We start from the raw sequence: 23,147 nt of genomic DNA, 5'->3' as shown, positions 1-23,147 counted from the left end.
GACATGAGTGACCAACAGCCGACCATCATCTACACCCTCACCGATGAAGCACCGATGCTCGCCACCCACGCGTTCCTGCCGGTCATCCGCACCTTCGCCAGCGCAGCCGGGGTCAACGTCGAGTCGACCGACATCTCGGTGGCCAGCCGTATCCTGGCGGAGTTCCCCGACTACCTCTCCGAGGATCAGCGGGTGCCGGACAACTTGGCCGAGCTGGGTCGGCTGACGCAACTGCCCGAGACCAACATCATCAAGCTCCCCAACATCAGCGCCTCGGTCCCGCAGCTCGAAGCGGCCATCAAGGAACTGCAGGACAAGGGCTACGCGATCCCCGATCTTCCGGGCAACCCGAAGACGGACGACGAGCGCGAGATCCGCGACCGGTACACCAAGTGCCTTGGTTCCGCCGTGAACCCCGTTCTGCGCGAGGGCAACTCGGACCGTCGGGCCCCGAAGGCCGTCAAGGAGTTCGCCCGCAAGCACCCGCACAGCATGACCGAGTGGTCGCCGGCGTCGCGGACGCACGTGGCCCATATGCGCGAGGGCGATTTCTACCACGGTGAGAAGTCGATGACCGTCTCCGGCGACCGCGAGGTCAAGATGGAGCTCGAGACGAAGAGCGGCAAGACCGTCGTCCTCAAGCCCAAGGTCTCGCTCACCGACGGCGACGTCATCGACAGCATGTTCATGAGCGCCAAGGCCCTCGACGCGTTCTACGAAGAGCAGATGCAGGACGCGTACGAGACCGGCGTCATGTTCTCCCTGCACGTCAAGGCCACGATGATGCGCGTCTCGCACCCCATCGTCTTCGGTCACGCCGTCCGCGTCTTCTACAAGGACGCCTTCGCCAAGCACGGCGACCTGTTCGAAGAGCTCGGCGTCAACGTCAACAACGGCCTGTCCGATCTGTACAGCAAGATCGACACCCTGCCGGCGTCGAAGCGCGACGAGATCGTCGAAGACCTGCACAAATGCCATGAGCACCGCCCCGAGCTGGCCATGGTCGACTCGGCCCGCGGCATCTCGAACTTCCACTCGCCGTCAGACGTCATCGTCGACGCCTCCATGCCCGCGATGATCCGCGCCGGTGGCAAGATGTGGGGAGCCGACGGTCGTCCCAAGGACACCAAGGCCGTGAACCCGGAGTCGACTTTCTCCCGCATCTACCAGGAGATGGTCAACTTCTGCAAGACCAACGGTCAGTTCGACCCGACCACCATGGGCACCGTCCCCAACGTCGGTCTGATGGCGCAGAAGGCCGAGGAGTACGGCTCGCACGACAAGACCTTCGAGATCGAAGAAGACGCCGTCGCGAACATCGTCGACCTCGCCACCGGTGAGGTCATGCTGACGCAGAACGTGGAGAAGGGCGACATCTGGCGCCTGTGCATCGTCAAGGACGCGCCGATCCAGGACTGGGTGAAGCTCGCCGTGACGCGCGCCCGCGACTCGGGGATGCCCGTCCTCTTCTGGCTCGACCCGTACCGCCCCCACGAGAACGAGCTCATCAAGAAGGTGCGCACGTACCTGAAGGACCACGACACCGAGGGTCTGGACATCCAGATCATGTCGCAGGTCCGCGCAATGCGGTACACGCTCGAGCGCGTTGCTCGCGGCTTGGACACCATCTCCGCGACCGGCAACATCCTGCGTGACTACCTCACCGACCTGTTCCCGATCCTCGAACTCGGCACCAGCGCCAAGATGCTGTCCATCGTTCCGCTGATGGCCGGCGGCGGTCTGTACGAGACGGGTGCCGGCGGCTCCGCCCCGAAGCACGTCAAGCAGCTCATCGAGGAGAACCACCTGCGTTGGGATTCGCTCGGCGAGTTCCTCGCGTTGGCTGTCAGCCTCGACGACTTGGGCAAGAAGACCGGCGGCAAGGCCACCATCCTGGGCACCACCCTCGACGCTGCCACCGGCAAGTTGCTCGAGAACAGCAAGGGCCCGTCGCGGGCGGCCGGCGAACTCGACAACCGCGGAAGTCAGTTCTATCTCGCGCTGTACTGGGCGCAGGAACTGGCCGCGCAGACCGAGGACGAAGAGCTCGCGAAGCACTTCGCGCCGTTGGCAAAGACGTTGGCCGAGAACGAAGAAGCCATCGTCAAGGAGATGAACGACGCGCAGGGTGAGCCCGCCGACATCGGCGGGTACTACTACCCGGATCCCGAGAAGGCGACGAGCGTGATGCGTCCGAGCAAGACCTTCAACGACGCGTTGACGAGCGCGACGTAGTAGGAGTTTCACCGAGAGCGGCCCACCCGAGCGAGCGTGCTCGGGTGGGCCGTTTTCGTGACCGAGCCTTTTGATTCAATCGCGGAGAGCGACTCGGGCATTAACCGCAAATTGGCGTATGGAGCGCAGCGCGACGTGAGAAAGGATTTGAACATGGATCCGAAGAAGAGCTTCTTCGTCCTCTGGAATGGTACTGACCAGGGACTCAACCCAGACAAGCGCAGCGAGATGATCGATCGAACTTCCCAGGGAATTCCGTTCCACGGTCAATGGAGTTTCGGACTCGGACATGGAAATCCGCTGACCGGTGATCGTGTGTACATGCTGCGAACCGGAAAGAACCGCGGGGTGGTGGCCAGCGGCGAACTCGGCGCCGACGGCGCGCATCCCGGTGAGCACTGGGATGGGGGTGGAGGAACTTCTACGTACGTCGACGTCACATGGGAGGTGATGCTGGACGACGACGATCGGCTGTTCATCGAAGACGTCGAGCGCTCTCTGACCGAGTTCAAGTTCCACGTGCAAAATTCCGGGCGTCTGATCCCAGAACCATCGGCATCTGTTCTCTCGAAGTTGTGGTCGGGCCACCTCGATAACCTCCGGCGCACAACCCGGAACCCGTGGCTCGGCGGAGGCGGGAAAGCCGGTGGTGAGCGAGCAGCCCGGCGTATCCCATTGGAAGTGAACCGCACCAAGGAGTACTACGTCGATTCGTTCGCGTCCTATCGGGCACTGCGCGCAGAAAGCGCAATGGTCCATCGCTATGCGGAAGTGCTGAAATCGGACGGTGCGGACGTAAGCGGTCTTCAAATTCCCGTGAAGAACCTACCGCGGACGCTGATGGCTGACTTGTTCGACGCCACCAACGATGTTCTGTACGAAGCCAAGGCGTCGAGCTCACGTGAGGCGGTGCGAATGGCGCTGGGACAGCTGCTCGACTACCGAAGGCACATCGAATCGAGACCGGCGGTTTCGGTGTTGTTGCCCGCGAGGCCGACCGACGATCTGTTCGATCTGTTGAATGAGCATGGAGTCGGGTGTGTGTACGAAGACGCAGGAAAGTTCGTCGTAGAGCTCGTGGCGAGGAGATAACGGCGAACCGTGGGAAACTACGACAAGTGGCCTACTGCTCAACACGAGGAGCGTTGATGAACACCACCGAATCGCGCCGGGCCTGGACCCCCGAGCAACGCCGGAAGGTCCGCGCTGCGGCCGCGGGAGCCTCCATCAAGCTCCGGGAGTACGACAACGATCCCGTCCCGCAGAAGCTGCGCGACATCGCGGACGGGAAAGACGGAGCGCCGCGCTCTGATTGAGGACCTCGATAACCCCTGATCGTCAACTGCAAACGCGGACCATCACGAGCGTCGTTCGCTCACCGATCCGGTGCGAGAACGATGTTAAATGCGACTCTGCACCAGGTGTTGTCGCCCAAGTCGCGGCCGTCCGGAGCGGGGGTACCCACGGGTTGTTCGACGAAGTCCTTGATCAACGAGTCCTTGACCCCGAACACCGAATCGCGGTCGAGGAGCTCGTCACCGCGAACGAAGATGTGAGTGATCAGCGTCCGCATCCCCTCGGCAGCCACCATGAAGTGCAGGTGAGATGCCCGCATCGGCGAACGGCCGGCGGCGTCGAGCATCCGCCCTACGGGGCCGTCGAACGGAATCGGGTAGGGGGTCGGGGTGAGCCCCCAGAACGAAAAGCGGCCGTCGCTGTCCGAATACAGGTGGCCGCGGGCGGCGACTCGTCCGTCGGAGTACTGAACGTCGTAGAAGCCGTCGTCGTCGGCTTCCCACACCTCGATGCGTGCGTTCGCAACGGGTGCGCCCGCGATATCGGTGACCGTCCCCTCCACCCAACACGGCTGGCCGGGCGCTCCCTGCGAGATGTCACCGCCGTGCTCGACGGCAGGTGCATCATCGACGAAGAACGGACCGAACACCGTCGCCTCGGTTTCGTCGGCGACCGCTTCGTTGTTGACCGTCACCGTTTGCATCGAGGCGCCGAAAACGTCGGACAGGAGGATGAACTCCTGCCGCCTGTCGTCGGTTATGTGGCCGACCTCGGTAAGGAACTCGATGGCCCGGTTCCACTCGTCCTGCGTCAGACGCACTTCGCGGATGAACGCGTGGAGATGTTCGGTCAATCCCGTGAGCACGTCCCGGAGCCGAGGATCGGCGGCTCCCGCGAAACTGGCGACGACCTTGTCGGTCAGCGCACGTTCGCGTTCGCTCTGTTCGGCGGAGACGTCGGTGCGGTTGTCGATACCCATGTCAGTGGCCCTCGGTGTCCGGTGTCGTTCCTGCCCAGGCGTGGCGAAGCAGGGTTGTCAGTGATTCGGCGTCGACCGGCCGTGGATTGGAGGCAGGCGCCGCGTCGAGAACCAGTGCCGCCGCCTCGTCGATGTCGGATTCCTTCAAACCGTAGTCGCGCAGCGCGGTGGGCGCGTCGAGTTCGGTTCGTAGTGCCGACAACCCCTCCACTGCGGAAGGACTACCGAAAGCTGCCGCAATGCGTTTCTCGGCGGACGGCGCGTAGGGAGCGTTGTACCCGAGGACGTGTGGAAGCACGACCGCGTGGGTCTGCGCGTGAGGCAGGTTGTATGCGCCGCCGAGCACATGACAGATCTTGTGGTGCAAGGCCGACCCTGCGGACGCAAAGGCCACGGCGGACAGATAAGCGCCGTACAGCGTCTGCTCGTGGCCGGTCTGACTCGACGAGTCCTGCTTGATGTCCCGAAGTCCCGTGGACAACGCGGTGATGGCCTCGACGGCCAGCGTGGAGTTGATGGGATCTGCGCGCGGTGCCCACATCGAATCGACCGAATGCGCCAGCGCATTGAGACCCGATGCCACGCTCAGCTCGACAGGAAGAGTGACCAGCGTGAGCACGTCGTAGATGACGGTAATGGGCAGGACCCGCGAATCGACGCCGGTCGTTTTGCGCGAGGCCTCGGTCAGTCCCCAGACATTGGTCGCTTCCGATCCCGCGTATGTGGTGGGAATCGCGACGATGGGTATGCCGCTGGTGAGGGCGACTGCCTTCGCCAGACCGGTCGTCGAGCCACCACCCACACTGACCAGTAGGTCCACGCCATGTTCCCGCGCTGCGGCGCGCGCCTTCTCGGCTGTCTCGATCGGAACATGGGGCGCCACATCGGAATACATCAACCGGGGGTCGATGTCACGGCATATCGTCGTCGCCAGTTCGGCTTCGGCGGGGCCGGCTATGACCATGACGGACCGTGCGCCGAGCCGGGCGACTTCGGCAGCGAGGTTCGACGCGGCTCGACCGGCGCCGAACAGGACCCGTTGAGCGAGTGAATCGTGCTCGAATTCGAGCATCCGTGCCTCCGCTGTATCTGTGAACCGAGAGTGGGGGTGAACCGGCTGTGAGCGGGTCACGACCGGGGGCCGCGGAAGTGCTACGGGCGCGGGGTCGGCTGGTACGCGAGGAACAGCCAGACGTCGTTCTCTTTGACCCACACCGCAATCGAGTTGTTCACCAACTCCTTGTCCTTGCCGTTGGCGGTGATGCTGGCGTTCATCTCTCCGACGACCACGGCGGTGTTTCCCACCACGAGAATGCTGTCGGTGGGGTGTTCGATGCGGTGGTAGACGTAGAAACCGGATCGCACCTTGTCCAGGTAGGAAGCGATGGAATCGCGACTGCCGTCGGAGTGGGTGTACACGAGGTCCGGATGGCAGCAGCTCTCGAAGGCATCGAGGTCACCGTCGACGATCGCCGTGTAGCGCTTGTTCTCCAGCTCGGAGATCGTGACCTTGATTGCCTCGGTATCGAGTTCCTGCGCACGCGTCATGGGATTCTCCTGAGAAGTCGAGCGGCCGCAGACGGGCCGGTACGTGACGACGGTAGGCAGCGACGGTGCGAGTGTCAACTGTCACAGAACACCTGTGGCTGGCGGCTTTCCGCCACACGCGTGGTCGCCGACGCTCGTGTGGAGACCGTGGACGCTCTGTTTGCGCTGCTACAGACTGTCGGATCGACGCGGGAGTGGTCCACAACATTGGACGCTTGACAAAGTGACCCACTGCACAGTTGAATCAGGACAGGACATTCCATGCAGCAGTGGTGCACATTCTGGTGTGCTGGTTGTGCGCAGGTCGACGACATCGTCCACTGCGCTCGAATCCTCCGCCGGCTCGACCACCTTCATCGCCCGATCAACGGAGAACTCTCGTGACATCAGACGGTCAATCGGTTCGAGGAGCCGCGTCCTCGACGGGCGCCGGACCTACCTCCGGGAACGAACGAGCACCAGCAGACGTGATGCGTGGAGCTCTGAGCGGACGAGCCAGAGGCGCCATCGCCATCGGGATCGCCACCATCGTGCTCTTCCTGATCAGCGCCGTCCTTGCGCCACAGAGCGTGAGCAGCGGGGCCATATCGGCCATGCTGCCGTTCGCGGCCATCCTCGCGGTCGTTGCGATCGGACAGACCCTGGTGGTGCAGCAGGGCGGTATCGACCTGTCGGTACCGGGAGCGTTCTCGCTGTCCGTCGTCGTGGTCACCAAACTCGCGAGCAGTGGCACGCCCGGTGCCATCGTCATGGCCGTCGCGGCCGCACTGCTCATCTCGGCCGGGGCGGGAGCGGTGTCGGGATTCGTCGTCGCGCGGTTGAACGTCGCACCCATCGTCGCGACCCTGGGCATGAACGCCCTGCTCATCGGGGCCACCTGGGCGGTATCCGAAGGGGCCGCGCGTCGGACTCCGACCGGCCTGTCCGACGTCATCGCTTCCACTGTGCTCGGGATCCCGGTCACCGTGGTCGTCGCAGTCGTCCTCACCGCCGTCGTGGGGGTCGTGATCCGTCTGACGCCGTCGGGACGCATCTTCGAGGCAGTCGGTGCCAACCCGCGGGTCGCCGTCGCAGCCGGTATCGCACCGCTGCGCTACACGATGGCCGCGTACTCCGTTGCCGCACTGCTCTACGCCGTCGCCGGCATCCTGCTGACCGGCATCGTCAACACACCGGGAATCAGCGAGGGCAACACCTACCTCTTGCCGTCGGTTGCGGCCGTGGTTCTCGGAGGTACGTCGTTGCTCGGCGGTAAGGGCAGTGTGCTGGCTTCCCTGATCGCTGCGGTGTTCTTCACCCAAGTCGACCGTCTGGCATCGACGCTCGGGCTCGCCTACGGCTGGCAGATCCTCATCCAGGCCCTGGCGTTGGGCCTCGGTGTGGCCTTCCACAGCGGCTTTCTTTCCGGGAAGGGTTCGAGAATCGGATCGAAACGCCGCGCGGCACCTGCCGGGGACCGTCGAGAGTCGGTCGAGGCCTCATGACATTCCGGTCGTCACGCACACCCGGGCACGACTTCCGTTCCCTCCCCGCGATTCGAGGACTCCACCGATGACACTCAAGACATTCACCCTGCGGATGCTGACCCTGCTCCCCGTGACCGCCCTCCTCGCCGGTTGCTCGGTGGGCGGCTTCGAGACCGTATCGAGCAGTGAGCCCCGCCCGGAATGGTGCGGCCCCACCGAAGCGGTCATCGGATTCGCCGACGGTAGCGGCGGAAACAGCTGGAAGCGAACCAATTTGGCCGAACTGCAAGAGGAGCTGGCGAAGTGTTCGTCGGTGACGGACTTCATCACCACCGACGCCCAGGGTGATACTCAGAAAGCGATCGCCGACATCAAGAGTCTCGGAGCTCAGGGCGTCGACGGGATGCTCGTGTTCCCCGATGCCGGACAGGCGATTCTTCCTGCGCTGCGCTACGAGTACAAGGCGGGCGTCGCCGTCGTGCCGTACCGCATTTCACCGGGTGGGTCCGAAGGGTCGGAGTACACCACGTTCGTGGCCGCGGACTTCGGTGCCATCGGCCGTCTCTACGCCGAGTGGCTCGTGAATTCCCTTCCCAACGGCGAGGGCAACGTGCTGTTCCTCGGCGGACCACCCGCGAACTCCCAGGATCTCGCGGAGTACGCGGGCATGCAGGAGGTCTTCGCCGACAACCCGGGCATCAACCTGATCGGAGACCAACCGTTCACGGTCACCAACTGGACGCCGGCGGAGACCCAACAGGCCACGTCGACCATGCTCTCGCGTTATCCCCAGATCGACGCGGTCATGACCGACTTCGCCGCCACCAGCATCATGACCGCATTCCAACAGGCCGGGCGTCCGCTACCCCTGATCGCGTCGGCCGATTCCAACGGATTGTCCTGCCAGTACGAGCAGATCAAGGACGCCAATCCCGGTTTCGAGTTGTTCACGGTCACCTCGCAGACCTACATGGTCCGCCTCGCCGTCCAGCACGTCGTGGCCGAAGCCACCGGCGGCATCGCGCCCGAGTCCAAGGTCGATGTGCCGGTCGCGTTCGAGGATTCGATCAGCGCCACCCCGAGTGCACCGATCTGCGACCCGGCTCTTCCCGAGGATGCGCTCCTGTCGAGCACCCTCGATCCGCAACGTATCGGAGAGGTTCTGCAATGACACGTCCGATCACACCGCAGCCGATCACACCGCAGCCAGTGCTGTCAGGAGCTTCGATGAACGAAAGAACCACGTCCACCGCCACACTCGCCGAGCCGTACCTCCAGGTTCGCGGCATCGGTATGACCTTCGGCCCCGTCACCGCGCTGTCGGGGGTGGACATCGACATCAGGCCCGGTCAGGTCCACGCACTGCTGGGTGAAAACGGCGCAGGCAAGTCGACGCTGATGTCGATCATCTCGGGGACCCAGAAGCCGACGTCGGGATCGGTCGTCGTCGACGGAGTCGAGCGGACCGCGCTGACGCCGGCCGATGCCTTGGCTCTCGGCATTTCCATCGTCCACCAGACTCCGGCCCTGTTGCCGGACTTGACGGTTGCCGAGAACCTGGTGCTCGCCATTCCTCGGACCATGCGGCCCTCCGTGTTCGAGATGGGACCGTGGGTGACCGAGAAGTTGGCGGTGGTGGGCTGCACGGTGCATCCCGACACCAAGTGCGGCGACCTGCCGATCGCCGAGCGTCAACTCATCGAGATCGCCAAGGCACTCGCCACCGACACCAAGGTGCTCATCCTCGACGAGCCCACCGCACCGCTGGTTCAGGACAAGGTGGACCTGCTCTTCGAACAGGTTCGACGCTTCGCCGCAGCCGGAGTGGCCGTCGTCTACATTACCCACCGGATCCCCGAAGTCAGGGAACTGGCGGACACGATGACCATCCTGCGCGACGGAAAGGTACGCGGCTCCTACGATCCGCAGGAACTGACCGACGACGAGATCATCACCCTCATCGCGGGCCGCGACGTCGACGCCGTGTTCCCGCCCAAGGGAACCGGTCCGAGCGCCGACGGCCTCGTGGTCGAGAAGCTGTCGAGCGCCGACTTCGACGACGTCTCGTTCACGGTCGGTGCAGGCGAGATCGTCGGACTCGCCGGTGTCGCGGGCAACGGCCAGGTCGCTCTCCTCCGGGCACTGGCCGGCCTGGGCGAATCCACCGGAACCATTCGGTTGGGCGGTGATCGACTGACGCTGAAGTCCTCGGCGGACGCCCACAAGGCGGGAATCGCGTTCATGCCTGCAGATCGTGCAGGGGAAGGGGTTCTGCCGGACTTCTCGATCCGAGAGAATTCCGCGCTCGGCGCGTTCGGACGTTTCGTCCGCAACGGGATCATCGACAAGGGAAGCGAGAGAAAACTGACCTCGGCGATGGCCGATGCATTGACGGTGAAGGCGCCGAGCGTCGAGACGTCGGTGGGGAACCTGTCGGGCGGAAATCAGCAGAAGGTGGTCCTGGCCCGTGCGCTGCTGTCGAAGCCCGCGTTGATTCTGGCCGAGGAGCCGACGCAGGGCGTCGACGCCGGTGCCCGCGCCGAGATCTATCGGGAGCTGCGCGAGGCAGCCGACGCGGGCATGGCGATCGTCGTTCTGTCCTCCGACGCCATCGAACTCGAAGGACTGTGCGACAGGGTTCTGGTCCTCTCGCGGGGGTCCGTCGTGGAAACGCTCAGCGGTGATGCGGTGACCGAGCACAACATGATGCAGGCCATGGTGTCCGCGACCGGCCATCGAAACAGCTCGGCGACAACCGATGCCGGCGCAGTGGACAAGGCGCCGAACAAGCTCGTTCGCTCGATGCCCGCGTACATCCTGCTCGGAGCCATCGTGGCGTTGTCCCTGATCGCGACCACGCAGAACGCACGGTTCCTGGGTGAAGCCAACATCGTGTCGGTGTTGCTCACCACCACCGCGCTGGGGTTCATCGCACTCGGCCAGATGCTGGTGGTGATGACCGGCGGCATCGATCTGTCGGTGGGACCGCTCACCGGGTTGGTGCTGGTCATCATGTCGTTCTTCTGGTTCGACGGGGCCTCGGTCGGCAGTTTGGTGGCCGGTGTCGCGATCGCGGTCGCCGCAGCGATCATCGTGGGCGCGATCAACGGTGGATTGATTCGAGGCCTCGGATTCACCGCTGTCGCAGCAACTCTGGTGACGTACATCGGCATTCAGGGTATGTCGCTGCTGCTTCGCCCCGAGATCGATGGATACGTCGACTTCGCGATACTCGACGCGATCAACTACAGCGTCGGTCCTGTCCCGGTGGCGTTCGTGATCGCGGTCCTCGCGGCGGTGGCCCTCGGTGCCGTTCTTCGCTTCGCTCGCCCGGGCATAGCTCTGCGCGCATCGGGATCCAACAGCGTCATCGCCGAGAAGATGGGCGTCCGTACCGGTGTCACCGTCACGGCGGCCTTCATCGGCTGCTCCCTGATGACGATGCTGGGCGGCTTCATGTTGGTCGGGCAGGTCGGAGTCGGTGATCCGAACCAGGGGATCGGGTTCACCCTGTCGGCCATCACCGCGGTCGTCGTTGCCGGAACGCTTCTGCGCGGCGGCAGCGGCTCACCGATCGCGGTTCTGCTCGGTGCGCTGCTCCTCCAGGTCATCTTGGCCTTGGCCAACTTCCTGCGCCTGGACACCGCTTGGCAGTACTGGCTTCAGGGCTCGATCGTCATCGTCGCCGCGATCCTGTACATCGCTCTTCAACAACGGAATTCGCGCCTCGCGCGCTGACCGTCCGTTCCCGTGCACACAGTCTTACCAAGGAGAAACCAGTGAAGGCACTCAGATTCGTGGGAGAGAACCAGGCCGAGGTCGCCGACCTCGCCGTCCCGACCATCGCACCCGACGAGGTGCTGATCGCAGCACGATCGGTCGGGGTGTGCCATTCCGACATCGAGCTGCTCGAGGGTCGCTACATCATTCCGTTCGAGTACCCGATCATCCCCGGACACGAGTGGTCCGGCGAGGTGGCGGCGGTCGGTGCCGATGTCGACGGTTTCGAGGTGGGCGACCGCGTCGTCGGAGAGTGTGTCATCGGCGAGGACCACTTCGGTTTCTCCATCAGCGGGGCAGCGGCAGAGTTCTTCGTCGTCAAACCTGCATGGCTGCACAAACTCCCGGACGAGGTCTCCTTCACCAGCGGTGCGTTGGTCGAGCCGTTCAGCTGCGGCTACTACGGACTGATGCGCGCCGGAAACGTCAACGCGAGCGACGTGCTCGTCGTACTCGGTGCAGGGCCGATCGGGCTCGGTGTGGTGGCCGGCGGGGCCGCGCTGGGAGCGACGACCATCGTGGTCGAACCGTCCGAGGGACGCAGGGAGGCCGCCCTGTCCCTCGGCGCAACGCATGCGGTGACCCCGGACGAGATCGACGAGGTGCTCGGCCGGGAGAGCAACGGCCGCGGTGCGGACGTCGTCGTCGAGGCGACGGGCCGACCCGACGTGATGGCGAGTGCACTCGAACTCGCCGGACATCGAGCACGTGTCGTGTACATCGGCATCGACGTCGGACGTTCGGCCCCGGCCAAGCTAGGACTGATCCAATCGAAGGAACTCGACATTCGTGGCGCGATCGGCTCGCCGGGTGTGTGGCCGGCGACGCTGCGCTTCATCGCGAAGAGCGGCCTCGACCTCGGTCGGCTCGTGACTCGTGAGATCACCGCCGCCGACGCCGTATCCGCTCTCGACGAGGCGCAGAAGCCGGCCGAGAACATCAAGGTGCACATCACCTTCGACGCCACGCTCTGACCCGCACACCACTGCACCAACGACACCGAGGACTCTTCATGTCTCGTCTACACGACAAAGTCGCCATCATCACCGGATCCGGCAAAGGAATGGGCCGTGCCATGGCCACACGGTTCGCGACGGAAGGGGCCGCCGTTGCGGTCACCGACGTATCCGTGGAGGACGGAAAGGAAACCGTTCGCCTGATCGAAGAGGCCGGCGGACGGGCTGTGTTCTGGCGACTGGACGTCAGTGACGAGGCCGAGGTGTCCTCGGTGTTCGATCAGGTGGCGGCATCTTTGGGAAAGATCGACATCCTCGTCAACAACGCCGGAATCTCCGGTGTCGACAAACCGACCGACCAGGTCACCGAAGCGGAGTGGGACGCGGTGTTCGCCGTGGACGTCAAGGGCGTCTTCTTCTGCACCAAACACGTCATCGGGCATCTGCGGGCCAACGGCGGTGGGAGCATCGTCAACATCTCGTCGATCTACGGACTCGTCGGTTCCCACGAGATGGCCCCGTATCACGCGGCCAAGGGCGCGGTGACGATCATGACGAAGAAGGACGCGGTGACGTACGGGCGCGAGCACATTCGCGTCAACTCCGTGCACCCCGGCACGATCTTGACCCCGTTCGTGCGTGAGCTGGCCGAGCGGAGCGAGGACGGGCTGCGAGGCTACCTCGACATCATGGAGCCCAAGCATCCGATCGGACATGTGGGCGAACCGGAGGACGTGGCCAATGCGGTGCTCTTCCTCGCCAGTGACGAGGCCCGCTTCGTGCACGGTGCAGCCCTCGTCGTCGACGGTGGTTACACAGCAGTCTGAGAAGGACTCACTTCTGGCGTCCGACCACGAACCAGATCGCAATGCAGGTCTCGTCGTGCGGGTTGCTCAGACGGTGCGGGATGGACGAGTCGAAATGCAGGCTGTCACCCGGGCCGAGGACCTGACGTGCGAAGGCGACCTGGATCTCCAATCGGCCGGACAGGATGTGGATGTATTCCTTGCCGCCGTGGTTCATCAGGTTGTCCGCGGGGCAGGATTCGGTTCCGGCCGGGTAAGTGACACGCAGGAATTCGACCTCGGGATCGTCGTCCGGTGTCAGGCGTTCCCAACGGACGCCGCCGAGATACAACTCGGGACGTTCGTCGGCGCGCTGCAGACCGGGGAGCGAGCCCACTTCGGGGAGCGGCTGAACGGACGACGTCGTGGCGCCCCCGCCGGCATGCGCCGGCGCGGGGCGGTCCGTCACCGTCGAGCGAGTGGGCGGTTGCGGCGATTCGAGGTCACGAGGTGCGACGTCCTCCGCCATCAGCGAATCGAGCGAGAGTCCGAGCTCGGTGACCATCGCGTACAGCGTGCCGACCGACGGCGCCGTACGTCCGAGCTCGACCTGAGATACGAAGCTGGGCGACAGATGAATGCGCCGCGCCATCTCCCGCAGTGACATGTTCGCCTTCTCGCGCGCACCGCGAAGCCGTAGACCCATCTGCGCGTTCATCTGAACGGATGTGTCCGCCGGTCCGTCGACGGTCTCTTCGCTCATTCGTCTACCGCCTCCCACCTCTGCATGAACGTCTCCCCCTGATGCCGGGTGTAAGTACCCACTGGACGACCGTAGTGCATCGATTGTTGCACCCGACGTCCATTTCGCTGTTCAACGCATTTTCGACGGCTTTACGCCGATACCCCTAGGCAGTGAACATGTGCAGTGTTACTCTACAGTCCGAGAGTAGCGCACATCACAGTCAACGTTGTTCGAGGAGAAATCGTGTCCGACACCATGCATGCCGCCGTTTACTACGGTGCGCACGATATCCGCGTCGAGGAGGTTCCGATCCCCCGACGCGCGTCGGGAGAGGCGCTCGTGCGCGTTCTCCGTTCGGGCATCTGCGGTACCGACGCCTCGGAATGGGTGGCGGGTCCCAAGACCTTTCCGGTGTTGCGTCGGCATCCGAACAGCGGACACCAGGGACCGTTGATCCTCGGTCACGAATTCGTCGGCGAAATAGTGGAGGCCGACCCCGAGTCCGACGCACGGGTGGGCGACCTGGTTGCCACCGGAGCCGGGATCTGGTGCGGCACATGCCGACGCTGCCGCGAGGGCCGTACCAACCAGTGTGCGACCTACAAGACCCTGGGACTCAACGTCGACGGCGGCATGGCCGAGTACGCGAGCGTCCCGTCGAAGACAGTGCGAGCGCTGCCCGAGGGGCTGTCCATCGACCACGCCGGACTCGCGCAGCCGTTGGCCGTCGGGATACACGCTGCTCGGCGCTCGGGTGCCCGAGACGGGGACAACGTCGTCGTCATCGGGGCCGGTGCCATCGGTTCCTTCGTTCTCGCCGGACTGCAGCACCTGGCCGACGTCGATGTCACCGTCGTCGACTTTCCGGGGAAGAGACTGGATCGCGCCTCGCGACTCGGGGCGCATCGCACACTCACTCCGTCCGACGATCTCGGCGCGGACATCATCGAGGCTCTGGGCGGAAAGAAACCCGATGTCGTCATCGAAGCGAGCGGAGCGCCCGGCCAATTGGTCTCGGCGTTGACCATGGTGGCCGATGGTGGCCGCGTGCTCGCAGTAGGAATTCCCAAAGAGAAACCGGAGCTGGATGTGCATTCGCTCGTCTTTCGAGAGATCACTCTCGAAACCACCTTGGCCCACGTGTGCGACACGGATCTACCTGCTGCACTGGACATCCTGAACACCGGACCGCTCGGCCAGGAGCTGGCCGAAACGCCGGTCGGACTGTCCGATCTGCCCGCGCAGCTCGACAGACTCTCGACCGGCAAGGTCGAAGGCAAGGTCCTCATCGATCCGGCGCTCCGATGAGCGCGCCCAGCAGAGCGGCGCTCGTCATCGGTGCCACCGGAATTGCCGGACAGACGATCTCGCGTCAGCTCGTCGACGCCGGATGGACCACGTACGGTCTGGCCCGCGGCACGACCAATCCGGTCGAGGGCGTGGTGCCGGTCTCGGCGAATCTGCTCGATCCGGAGTCGTTGGCTGCGGCACTCGAGGGCGTCGACCCGGAGATCGTGTTCGTCACGGCCTGGATGAAGCAGGACTCGGAGGCCGAGAACATCGAAGTCAACGGGGCCATCGTGCGCAACGTCCTCGGCGCTATGAAAGGCAGGTCCGCGCTGCGTCACGTCGCGCTGATGACCGGCCTGAAGCACTATCTCGGCCCGTTCGACGATTACGCGACCGGCGTCATGGCCGAAACTCCCTTCCACGAGAGCGAACCGAGGCTGCCGAACCCCAACTTCTACTACACCCAAGAGGACGAACTGTTCGCAGCCTCGGGAGCGCAGCACTTCACCTGGAGCGTGCACCGAGCGCACACCGTCTTCGGTTACGCGGTGGGGAACGCGATGAACATGGCGCTCACCCTCGGGGTGTACGCCGAGATCTGCCGCGAGACCGGTACGCCGTTCGTGTTCCCCGGCTCGGACACCCAGTGGAACGGACTGACCGACATCACCGACGCGGACCTGCTCGCCGAGCAGATGATCTGGGCGGCAACACATGTCGAGGGCGAGAACGAAGCCTTCAACATAGCGAACGGTGACGTGTTCCGATGGCGCTGGATGTGGCCGCAGATCGCGGAGGCGTTCGGCGTCGAACCTGTCGGGTTCTCCGACGCACCCAAGCCGCTCGACGAGCGAATGGGTGACGCAGCTGCGGTATGGAAGCAGATCGCTGCCAAGCACGATCTGGCCGAAGCAGATGTCGATCGCCTGGCGTCCTGGTGGCATACGGACGGCGACCTGGGCCGCGACATCGAGTGCCTGACCGACATGACGAAGAGCCGCAAGGCCGGCTTCCTCGGATTCCGATCCACGTTCGACAGTTTCATGGACAAGACCGAGAGCTACCGTACGGCCGGAATACTCCCGAGGAGTCAGCGATGAACGAACCATCACTGTTCGAGAACAAGGGCGCGATCGTCACCGGTGCCGGCAGCGGCATCGGGCGGGCGGTGGCTCATCGTCTGGCGTCCGCGGGTGCACGGGTGCTCGCCGTCGACATGAACATGGCGTCCGCGGAGCGCACGGCAGCGGAGTCGGAGGGCGAGATCCACGCGTTCGCCGCAGACGTGTCCGTCCACGATCAGGTGAAAGCGTATGCGGACGCCGCAACCTCGCTGATCGGTGAACCACGACTGTTCTTCAACAACGCAGGTGTCGAGGGGGTGCACAAGTCCATCGTCGATACCACCGAGAGTGAATGGCGATCGGTGGTCGACGTCAACCTCAACGGGATGTTCTTCGGGCTCAAGAACGTACTTCCGCTGCTGCAACGGTCCGGGGGCGGAGCGGTGGTCAACACCGGGTCGATCCTCAGTCTCAAGGGCGCTCCCGATCGCTCCGACTACGTGGTGACCAAGCATGCCGTGCTCGGCCTGACCCGAAGTGCCGCAGCAGAATCAGCTGCCCACGGCATCCGGGTGAACTGCATCTGCCCCGGACCGGTGGACACTCCACTGATGTCGAGGTCCGAGAGTCTCGTGAACCCGGACGATCCGAACTTCGAGCGTGACCGGTTCATCGAGGGCACGCCGCTGCGTCGGTACGGCTCTCCCGAGGAGATCGCCGAGCTCGTGGTCTTCCTTCTGCGGGAGGACGTCGGTTATCAGACCGGCTCCGCGGTCACCATCGACGGCGGCATCACCGCAGTCTGACCAGGGCCGATCCAGTACCTAGATCAACGATTTCAGGAGAGATTATGCGCGCCGCGGTATTTCACGATCGACATGATGTCCGGGTGGAAGATGTTGCACCCCCCGAGGTGGGACCCAGCGAGGTTCTGCTTCGGCCGTTCTTCTGCGGCATCTGTGGAACGGATCTGCACGAGTATGCGTTCGGTCCGATCGTCATTCCGACCGAACCCCATGCGCTCACGGGTGCGAAGGCGCCACAGGTGTTCGGACACGAGTTCTCCGCTCGTGTCGTGGAGATCGGTTCCGATGTCAGTTCGATCGCCGTGGGCGATCGCGTCTCGGTCATGCCGCTCATCAGCTGCGGCAAGTGCTACTACTGCCACCGCGGGCTCAATCACCTGTGCGTGGTCATGGCCTGCACCGGATTGAGTTGGGGTGGCGGCGGAATATCCGAACTGGTTGCGGTGCAGGAACGACAGGTGTCGGTACTGCCGGACAGCGTCAGTGACGTGCAGGGCGCGCTGATCGAGCCGGCCGCGGTGGCGGCCTACGGTGTCGACTGCACCGGGTTGGGGGCGGGGGACACGATCCTCATCACCGGTGCCGGACCGATCGGGGCCCTGTCCGCTCTGTATGCGCACGCCTCGGGTGCGTCACGGATCATCGTGTCGGAGCCGAACGCCAAGCGTCGCGCGCTGATCCAGGCCTTTGGGATCGCGGAGGTCCTGGATCCGACCGTGCAGGACATCCCCGCCGTGGTCCGCGAACTCACCGGCGGAATCGGTGTCGATGCCGCGGCGGAATGTTCGGGTCACCAGCTCGGGCTCACCGCAGCCCTCGAGAGCGTGCGTTCCGGCGGAACGGTCGCGCAGGTCGGTCTGCACGTCAAGCCCGCGACGATCGATCCCATGGCCATGGCGAACAAGGATCTGACTCTGGTGGGGACGTGGTGCTACCCGGTGCACGACTGGCCGCGCATCATCGCTCTGGTCGCATCGGGACGCTACCCGGTGGAGAAGGTGGTCTCGGAGATCATCGACGTCGAGAACATCGTCGCCGACGGGTTCGACCGACTGCTCGATCCGAACGGCGACGCGCAGAAGCTCTTGGTCCGAGTCGGCGACGCAACGGATCGCTGATCCACATAGCAGTGCATATTTCACGGCCCGCCACACATCAGGAGAAGACATGCACATCGGATTTGCCGGAGTCGGCCGCATGGGTACCCACATGGTTCGACGCTTCCTCGAAGCCGGGCACACGGTCACCGCGTACGACCTGTACCTGACGGCCGACACCGCGCCGGCCGGCCTGGTCGATCTCGGGATGACGATCACCACGACGCCCGCCGATCTGACCGGCGCCGAGATCTCGTTCAGCATGCTGCCCGACGCGGCCGCGACCGATGAGGTGCTGTTCGGCGCCGGCGGTATCGCCACCGCCGGCGCCGCCGAGCACCTTCACGTGGTGATGGGAACGGTCGGCCCGACTGCGGTCCGCGACTTCGCCAAGCGCGCCGGAGGTTCGGGGACTGCCGTGGTCGACGCTCCGGTCTCCGGCAGCGTGAGCCTGGCCGAGACCGGGCAGATCACCACGATGGTCGGGTGCGATGACACCCAATTCGCCTACCTGAAGCCGGTTCTGGAGGCAGTAACGCGCGCCCAGTTCCACACCGGCCCGGCGGGTACTGCTTCGGTGGCCAAGCTCGCGGTCAATTCGGTTCTCGCATCGCTGAACCAGGCCGTGGCCGAAGCGCTGGTCCTGGCTGAGTCGGCGGGTCTGGCGCCGTCCGCCCTGTACGAAGTACTGGGTTCGAGCGCCGTGGCAGCGCCGTATGTCGGCTACAAGCGCGAGCACTTCCTCGATCCGGCCGGTGCGGGAGTGGCGTTCCCCTTGTCGTTACTGCACAAGGACGTGGGCCTGGGACTTGCCCTGGCCCGCGACCACGGTCTCGAGCTCCCGCAGGCCACCACCGTCGGGGATGTTCTCGACCGAGCGTTGGACTCCGGGCTCGGCGCCAAGGACATGGCGGCGGTGCTCGAATTTCTGACTCCTACCGAGCGCTGACCGTCAGACCATGGCCTCGTAGATCGCCCGCACGTACTGCTCCGCCCGGTCCGAGCCGATGATTCCCGGCCCCATCCGGTTCATGACGTAGGCGATGGTCAGCTGAGACTCCGGGTGCATGATCACCAGCGATCCGCCCCATCCGCCCCAGAAGCAGATCTTGCCGTCGGGGATGTACGGTACGGATTCCTGTTGTGGTAGAGCGAAACCGAGGCCGAAGCGGAGCGGGATGCCCAGGGCCAGGTCGATGCCGTTGGACTGCTCGTCGAAGATCGTGTCGACGGTGTCCGGACTCAGTAGCCGTACGCCGTCCACGGTTCCGCCGCGGGAGATGACCGACAGGATTCTGGCGACCGAGCGCGCATTGCCGTGTCCGTTCAGCGCACCCATGTCCGCTGCGCGCCACGCTGCGGTGTTCGCCGATTCGGCTTTCACGAGCGGGCCCAGGAAGGTACGGCGGCGCACCATCGACGGATCGGGCACCGCGTCGGCTGCCGGTGGGGGAGGCGGTACGACATCGGCGATGCGGGACCGGTCGGCCGGCTTCGCGCCGATCTGGAAGTCGGCCCCGAGGGGTCCGGCGATCTCCTCGTCGACGAACTGCCGCAGTGATTTCCCGGTGACGCGACGCACCAGTTCGCCGATCAGATGGCCTTGGCTGGCCGCGTGATAGCCGGACGTGGTGCGCGAATCCCACCACGGTGCCTGTGCGGCGAGACGTGATGTGGAGAGCTCCCAGTCGTAGAGGTCGTCCTCGGCGAACGGTCGGTCCCAGCCCGACATCCCGGAGGTGTGCGACATCAGGTGACGGACGGCAATGTTCTCCTTGCCGGCGGCTGCGAACTCGGGCCAGTAGCGGGCGACGGGGGCGTCGGGCTCGAGCGTTCCTCGGTCGATGAGCATCAGCGCGGCCAGGCACGTCACCATCTTCGTGGTCGACCAGACATTGGTGATCGTGTCCGACGCCCAAGGCAGGCGACGTTCCGTGTCTCGATGGCCGCCCCACAGGTCGACGGCGCGGCGGCCGTCGATGTCGACCACGATCGACGCGCCGAGCTCTGCTCCGCTGTCGAGGTTGGCGGCCAGCGCGTCGTTCACCGCGGTGAACGCTGGGTCGCAGTGGCCGTCAATCGCCATGTGGTGCACCGAGAACACGATGGACGGCGAGTTCCACGTAGCCGTCGGCCACGTCGTCGATACTCAGCTCGCCGCCGTCGTGGAACCAGTTGCTGATGCCATTGAGCATGTCCGTCAGGGCGAACGACGCCAACCGCGCGTCCGGGACGGTGAATTCGCCGCTGCGCATGCCCGCAGTGATGACATCGCGGACCCGTCGTTGGTACTGACGGCGGTAGTCCTCGATCGCCCCGCGGTGCTCGGGGGTCAGGGAGGCCAGCTCGTGCAGGCCGACGATGTACTCGACTCGTCGTCGGTTCAGATGCACCAGATGCGCACGCACCAAGGACGACAGGCGTTCGGTGGGAGTCCCGGCCGCGTCGAGCAGCGGCAGGTTCTCCTCGGCCGGTTCCTGCGTCACTGTCAGACAGATCGCGAACAGAATGTCTTCCTTCGACGGAAAATGGTGATACAGACTCGCGCCCTTGATGCCGACGGCATCGGCGATATCGCGCATGCCCACGTTCGAGTAGCCCTCGCGCGCAAAGATCGTGGCGGCGTTGGCGACGATGTCGTCCCGTCGCTGCCGCGTCCTAATCTGCCGAGGAAGAGGACTGACGAGCCCTGCTGCGTCGGGCTGGGTCATACGGTTTCCTCCACCGCTGCCAGTGCGCGCAGCTCCCGCTTCAGAATTTTGCCCTGCGGGTCGACGGGCAGTTCGGCCACGATGTGTACTGCCTTCGGTGCCTTGTACGACGCCAACTCCGCCCGGCAGAACTCGATGATCGCGGCCGGGTGGGCGGTCGCACCGTCGCGCGGAATGACGAACGCCGTCACGGCCTCGGACCAGTACGGGTCCGCGACTCCGACGACGGCGGCGCGCAACACGTCCGGGTGCGTGTGAATGGTGCGTTCGACTTCCTGCGACGACACGTTCATCCCTCCCGACTTGATCATGTCCTTCATCCGATCGTAGAAGAACAGGTTGCCGTCGGCGTCGATGCGCACCATGTCGCCGGTGTGCACCCAGCCGTCGCGGAACGCCTCGGCCGTGCGCTCGTCGTCCTTGAAGTAGCCGAGCATCACCGATGGGGTGCGGCAGAGCAATTCACCGATCTCGCTCTCGTTGCCCGCGGCATCGACGACCTTGATCTCGAGGTGGGTGACGGGCTTGCCGATCCACGACGCGTCGCCGTCGGGAATGTCGTCGAGTGTCGAGAACCATCCGACGGAGCCGAGCTGCGAGAGTTCCGACTGCCCCCAGTAGGTGCCCCAGATGGCGTCGGGTGCGGCCGCCGCCCAGGCGCTGATGGTGTGCGGTGACACCTGTCCGCCGTAGGTGAGGCAACGTCGAACCTGGTTCACGGACTCGGGTCCGAACCGCGCGTCGCGGGCCAGGGCCAGGTAGAACGTGGGGGTCTGCGCGATGACGGAGATCTTCTCGGCGGCGATGATGCGCAGCGATTGTTCGGGATCGACCGTCGCGGGCAACACCAACGTGGCACCCATCAGCGTGAGGGTCGTCATCGAACCCAGCCCCGCGATGGTGTGGAACGGCATGACGAAGAGCCAGGTGTCCTCCGGTCCCGTCCGCAGGCCCCAACTCCACGCGGGTGCTGTGGAGATCAGAAAGTTGCGGTGCGGGATCATCACGCCCTTGGGGGCGGCTTCGGTTCCGGAGGTGTAGATGACCATCGCGACGTCGTTCTCGTCCATGTCGACGTCCGGCTCGGACGACGGCGTATTCGCGGTCAGCTCGGCGTACTCGCTGCCGAACGTCACCAGCGTGGTCGTGTCCGGCTTCACCGAGGCGATGATGTCGGCGTACGACGGATCGGCCACCACCACTGTGGGTTCGGCGTGTTCGAGCTGGTGCTTCACCTCGGCCGCGCGGTACATCACGTTGATGCCGGTGAACGCTGCGCCGGCTTTGAGCGTGCCGTAGTACGCCACCACCACGTCGACGCTGTTGCGAGCCATCGAGGCGACGCGGTCACCGGACCTCACGCCCAGATCGACCAGCAGATTGGCGAACCGATTTGCCCGAGCGTCGAGTTCGCCGTAGGTGGTCACCTCGCGGGTGCCGTCCGCCGCGTAGCTGATGAACGCGACCTTGTCCGGCTGCGTCCGCGCGTGACGCCGGAGTTGATCGCCGATGGTGGCGCGGCCGATGGGGGAGCGGTGGTGGATGGCGGTACCGGGCACGGTGATCTCCTCAGGGCTGAGCGTTGTTTCTACAGGGCCGGCGAGAGTGCAGCGGAGTCGAACATCGGCTGCGAGAACGTCTCTGCCGCCACGATCTGCTCGACGGGATCGCGAGTGAGTCTGCGCGGGAACGACTTCTCCGGGTAGCCGACGGCGATGTGCGCCGCGGTGATGTATTCGTCCGGGATGCCGAGCAGTTCGCGGATGGCGGGCTCCTCGTGGCACAGCAGGGTCGTCACCGCGGTGGCCACGCCCTGATCGCGCAGACTCAGGCACAGGTTCTGCACGGTGGGATAGATGGACGCGCCGCCGACGACGGAGAGTCGCCCGAGTTCGTGGTCGGTGGGATGGAGTCCGTCCAGGGCGGCGCAGACCACCACGATGGCGGGCACCTCGGCGAGGTGGCGGGCGAAGTAGTCGGCGTCCTGAACGGTCTTGGGCAGTGCACCGACGGCGACGGTTCCGCCGGTGATGCCGGCGAAGTAGGCGTCCCACATCGGCAGGTAGAGATCGGCGAGTGCCTGCTTGCGGGCGGCGTCGCGCACGACGATCCACCGCACGGGCTGACGGTTGCCGCCCTGCGGGCCGAAGCGAGCGACGTCGAACGCGGCCTTGAACACCTCGTCCGGAACGTGATCGCTGAGGTATCGCCTGCAGGTGCCGGTGGTGCGCATCGCCTCGGTGAGTTCCATGGGGGTGTCCCTTTCGCCTGTCCGCTGTTAGGTAGTGGCATGAAGCATCGTGTGGCGTGGGCCACATTGTCAAGGGCCAAATTCGGATGAAAGCGGAGTTCGTGAATCCCTTGCGCCTCGTTGCCTAACCGTGGTTAG

General features: G+C 64.8%; 21 protein-coding genes. 13 read left to right on the top strand and 8 right to left on the bottom strand.

The annotated features are described in order from the left end of the window. Positions 1-3 precede the first annotated feature (3 nt). The 3 genes from ACY466_RS16195 (at position 4) to ACY466_RS16185 (ending at position 3,551) form a co-directional block, all read left to right on the top strand. Positions 4-2,235: an NADP-dependent isocitrate dehydrogenase gene (locus ACY466_RS16195; protein WP_463246572.1), complete on the top strand. Its 2,232-nt coding sequence runs from the start codon at positions 4-6 to the stop codon at positions 2,233-2,235. A gap of 153 nt (positions 2,236-2,388) precedes the next feature. Further along, complete coding sequence (locus ACY466_RS16190; RefSeq protein ID WP_463246571.1) at positions 2,389-3,327, top strand: hypothetical protein; 939 nt, start codon at positions 2,389-2,391, stop codon at positions 3,325-3,327. A 56-nt stretch (positions 3,328-3,383) separates the two neighbouring features. Next, positions 3,384-3,551, top strand: coding sequence for a hypothetical protein (locus ACY466_RS16185; RefSeq protein WP_463246570.1), 168 nt, complete (start codon positions 3,384-3,386; stop codon positions 3,549-3,551). 59 nt (positions 3,552-3,610) lie between these two features. Here ACY466_RS16185 and ACY466_RS16180 read toward each other — a convergent pair whose 3' ends face one another. The 3 genes from ACY466_RS16180 to ACY466_RS16170 all read right to left on the bottom strand — a co-directional run bounded on the left by ACY466_RS16180 (position 3,611) and on the right by ACY466_RS16170 (position 6,058). Continuing rightward, positions 3,611-4,510 (bottom strand): dioxygenase family protein, encoded by a 900-nt coding sequence (locus ACY466_RS16180; RefSeq protein WP_463246568.1) that lies wholly within the window; start codon positions 4,508-4,510, stop codon positions 3,611-3,613. A gap of 1 nt (position 4,511) precedes the next feature. Next, positions 4,512-5,582 carry a maleylacetate reductase gene (locus ACY466_RS16175; RefSeq protein WP_463246567.1) on the bottom strand — a complete coding sequence of 357 codons (1,071 nt, stop codon included), beginning with the start codon at positions 5,580-5,582 and terminating at the stop codon, positions 4,512-4,514. A gap of 80 nt (positions 5,583-5,662) precedes the next feature. After that, positions 5,663-6,058, bottom strand: a complete 396-nt coding sequence (locus ACY466_RS16170) for a nuclear transport factor 2 family protein (RefSeq protein WP_463246565.1) — start codon at positions 6,056-6,058, stop codon at positions 5,663-5,665. 470 nt (positions 6,059-6,528) lie between these two features. Between ACY466_RS16170 and ACY466_RS16165 the strand changes: the two genes are divergently transcribed. The 5 genes from ACY466_RS16165 (at position 6,529) to ACY466_RS16145 (ending at position 13,087) form a co-directional block, all read left to right on the top strand. Further along, complete coding sequence (locus ACY466_RS16165; RefSeq protein ID WP_463252329.1) at positions 6,529-7,542, top strand: ABC transporter permease; 1,014 nt, start codon at positions 6,529-6,531, stop codon at positions 7,540-7,542. A 67-nt stretch (positions 7,543-7,609) separates the two neighbouring features. Further along, positions 7,610-8,695, top strand: coding sequence for a substrate-binding domain-containing protein (locus ACY466_RS16160; protein ID WP_463246563.1), 1,086 nt, complete (start codon positions 7,610-7,612; stop codon positions 8,693-8,695). A 56-nt stretch (positions 8,696-8,751) separates the two neighbouring features. Beyond that, on the top strand, positions 8,752-11,262 hold the full coding sequence (locus tag ACY466_RS16155) for an ATP-binding cassette domain-containing protein (RefSeq protein ID WP_463246561.1): 2,511 nt from the start codon (positions 8,752-8,754) through the stop codon (positions 11,260-11,262). 41 nt (positions 11,263-11,303) lie between these two features. After that, the gene (locus ACY466_RS16150; RefSeq protein ID WP_463246559.1) at positions 11,304-12,278 is read left to right on the top strand and encodes a zinc-dependent alcohol dehydrogenase; all 975 of its coding nucleotides are present in this window, start codon (positions 11,304-11,306) and stop codon (positions 12,276-12,278) included. Between the two features lie 38 nt (positions 12,279-12,316). Next, entirely contained in the window at positions 12,317-13,087 is a 771-nt protein-coding gene (locus ACY466_RS16145; RefSeq protein ID WP_463246557.1) for an SDR family NAD(P)-dependent oxidoreductase, read from the top strand. A gap of 7 nt (positions 13,088-13,094) precedes the next feature. On the opposite strand, the gene ACY466_RS16140 is transcribed toward ACY466_RS16145, so the two are convergent. After that, on the bottom strand, positions 13,095-13,808 hold the full coding sequence (locus ACY466_RS16140; protein ID WP_463246556.1) for a helix-turn-helix domain-containing protein: 714 nt from the start codon (positions 13,806-13,808) through the stop codon (positions 13,095-13,097). Positions 13,809-14,033: 225 nt separating this feature from the next. Between ACY466_RS16140 and ACY466_RS16135 the strand changes: the two genes are divergently transcribed. From ACY466_RS16135 to ACY466_RS16115, 5 genes are all read left to right on the top strand, one after another. Further along, positions 14,034-15,098 carry a zinc-dependent alcohol dehydrogenase gene (locus ACY466_RS16135; protein ID WP_463246554.1) on the top strand — a complete coding sequence of 355 codons (1,065 nt, stop codon included), beginning with the start codon at positions 14,034-14,036 and terminating at the stop codon, positions 15,096-15,098. Continuing rightward, positions 15,095-16,180 carry an SDR family oxidoreductase gene (locus tag ACY466_RS16130; protein WP_463246552.1) on the top strand — a complete coding sequence of 362 codons (1,086 nt, stop codon included), beginning with the start codon at positions 15,095-15,097 and terminating at the stop codon, positions 16,178-16,180. The genes ACY466_RS16135 and ACY466_RS16130 overlap by 4 nt, the downstream gene beginning before the upstream one ends. Further along, a complete protein-coding gene (locus tag ACY466_RS16125) occupies positions 16,177-16,950 on the top strand; it encodes an SDR family NAD(P)-dependent oxidoreductase (RefSeq protein ID WP_463246550.1) in 774 nt (257 codons plus the stop codon). The genes ACY466_RS16130 and ACY466_RS16125 overlap by 4 nt, the downstream gene beginning before the upstream one ends. A gap of 83 nt (positions 16,951-17,033) precedes the next feature. Next, a complete protein-coding gene (locus ACY466_RS16120) occupies positions 17,034-18,068 on the top strand; it encodes a 2,3-butanediol dehydrogenase (protein ID WP_463246548.1) in 1,035 nt (344 codons plus the stop codon). A 49-nt stretch (positions 18,069-18,117) separates the two neighbouring features. Beyond that, positions 18,118-18,996 carry an NAD(P)-dependent oxidoreductase gene (locus tag ACY466_RS16115; RefSeq protein WP_463246546.1) on the top strand — a complete coding sequence of 293 codons (879 nt, stop codon included), beginning with the start codon at positions 18,118-18,120 and terminating at the stop codon, positions 18,994-18,996. A gap of 3 nt (positions 18,997-18,999) precedes the next feature. Here ACY466_RS16115 and ACY466_RS16110 read toward each other — a convergent pair whose 3' ends face one another. The 4 genes from ACY466_RS16110 to ACY466_RS16095 are packed head-to-tail and all read right to left on the bottom strand — an operon-like array spanning position 19,000 to position 23,009. After that, a complete protein-coding gene (locus ACY466_RS16110; RefSeq protein WP_463246544.1) occupies positions 19,000-20,133 on the bottom strand; it encodes a serine hydrolase domain-containing protein in 1,134 nt (377 codons plus the stop codon). Next, positions 20,123-20,758, bottom strand: coding sequence for a TetR/AcrR family transcriptional regulator (locus ACY466_RS16105; RefSeq protein ID WP_463246542.1), 636 nt, complete (start codon positions 20,756-20,758; stop codon positions 20,123-20,125). The genes ACY466_RS16110 and ACY466_RS16105 overlap by 11 nt, the downstream gene beginning before the upstream one ends. Then, a complete protein-coding gene (locus ACY466_RS16100; RefSeq protein WP_463246540.1) occupies positions 20,755-22,317 on the bottom strand; it encodes a class I adenylate-forming enzyme family protein in 1,563 nt (520 codons plus the stop codon). The genes ACY466_RS16105 and ACY466_RS16100 overlap by 4 nt, the downstream gene beginning before the upstream one ends. Before the next feature lie 29 nt (positions 22,318-22,346). After that, positions 22,347-23,009 (bottom strand): nitroreductase family protein, encoded by a 663-nt coding sequence (locus tag ACY466_RS16095; protein WP_463246539.1) that lies wholly within the window; start codon positions 23,007-23,009, stop codon positions 22,347-22,349. Positions 23,010-23,147: the final 138 nt, after the last annotated feature.

Source organism: Rhodococcus sp. K11/5, from assembly GCF_055193735.1.
This window is presented reverse-complemented; position numbering and strand designations above follow the sequence as displayed.

Excerpts from the sequence above, each read along its gene's own strand:
- ACY466_RS16165 (WP_463252329.1), top strand. The coding sequence starts at position 6,529 with ATGCGTGGAGCTCTGAGCGGACGAGCCAGAGGCGCCATCGCCATCGGG.
- ACY466_RS16170 (WP_463246565.1), bottom strand. The coding sequence starts at position 6,058 with ATGACGCGTGCGCAGGAACTCGATACCGAGGCAATCAAGGTCACGATC.
- ACY466_RS16185 (WP_463246570.1), top strand. The coding sequence starts at position 3,384 with ATGAACACCACCGAATCGCGCCGGGCCTGGACCCCCGAGCAACGCCGG.
- ACY466_RS16190 (WP_463246571.1), top strand. The coding sequence starts at position 2,389 with ATGGATCCGAAGAAGAGCTTCTTCGTCCTCTGGAATGGTACTGACCAG.
- ACY466_RS16160 (WP_463246563.1), top strand. The coding sequence starts at position 7,610 with ATGACACTCAAGACATTCACCCTGCGGATGCTGACCCTGCTCCCCGTG.
- ACY466_RS16115 (WP_463246546.1), top strand. The coding sequence starts at position 18,118 with ATGCACATCGGATTTGCCGGAGTCGGCCGCATGGGTACCCACATGGTT.
- ACY466_RS16125 (WP_463246550.1), top strand. The coding sequence starts at position 16,177 with ATGAACGAACCATCACTGTTCGAGAACAAGGGCGCGATCGTCACCGGT.
- ACY466_RS16175 (WP_463246567.1), bottom strand. The coding sequence starts at position 5,582 with ATGCTCGAATTCGAGCACGATTCACTCGCTCAACGGGTCCTGTTCGGC.
- ACY466_RS16145 (WP_463246557.1), top strand. The coding sequence starts at position 12,317 with ATGTCTCGTCTACACGACAAAGTCGCCATCATCACCGGATCCGGCAAA.
- ACY466_RS16130 (WP_463246552.1), top strand. The coding sequence starts at position 15,095 with ATGAGCGCGCCCAGCAGAGCGGCGCTCGTCATCGGTGCCACCGGAATT.
- ACY466_RS16140 (WP_463246556.1), bottom strand. The coding sequence starts at position 13,808 with ATGAGCGAAGAGACCGTCGACGGACCGGCGGACACATCCGTTCAGATG.
- ACY466_RS16095 (WP_463246539.1), bottom strand. The coding sequence starts at position 23,009 with ATGGAACTCACCGAGGCGATGCGCACCACCGGCACCTGCAGGCGATAC.
- ACY466_RS16110 (WP_463246544.1), bottom strand. The coding sequence starts at position 20,133 with ATGGCGATTGACGGCCACTGCGACCCAGCGTTCACCGCGGTGAACGAC.
- ACY466_RS16155 (WP_463246561.1), top strand. The coding sequence starts at position 8,752 with ATGAACGAAAGAACCACGTCCACCGCCACACTCGCCGAGCCGTACCTC.
- ACY466_RS16180 (WP_463246568.1), bottom strand. The coding sequence starts at position 4,510 with ATGGGTATCGACAACCGCACCGACGTCTCCGCCGAACAGAGCGAACGC.
- ACY466_RS16195 (WP_463246572.1), top strand. The coding sequence starts at position 4 with ATGAGTGACCAACAGCCGACCATCATCTACACCCTCACCGATGAAGCA.
- ACY466_RS16105 (WP_463246542.1), bottom strand. The coding sequence starts at position 20,758 with ATGACCCAGCCCGACGCAGCAGGGCTCGTCAGTCCTCTTCCTCGGCAG.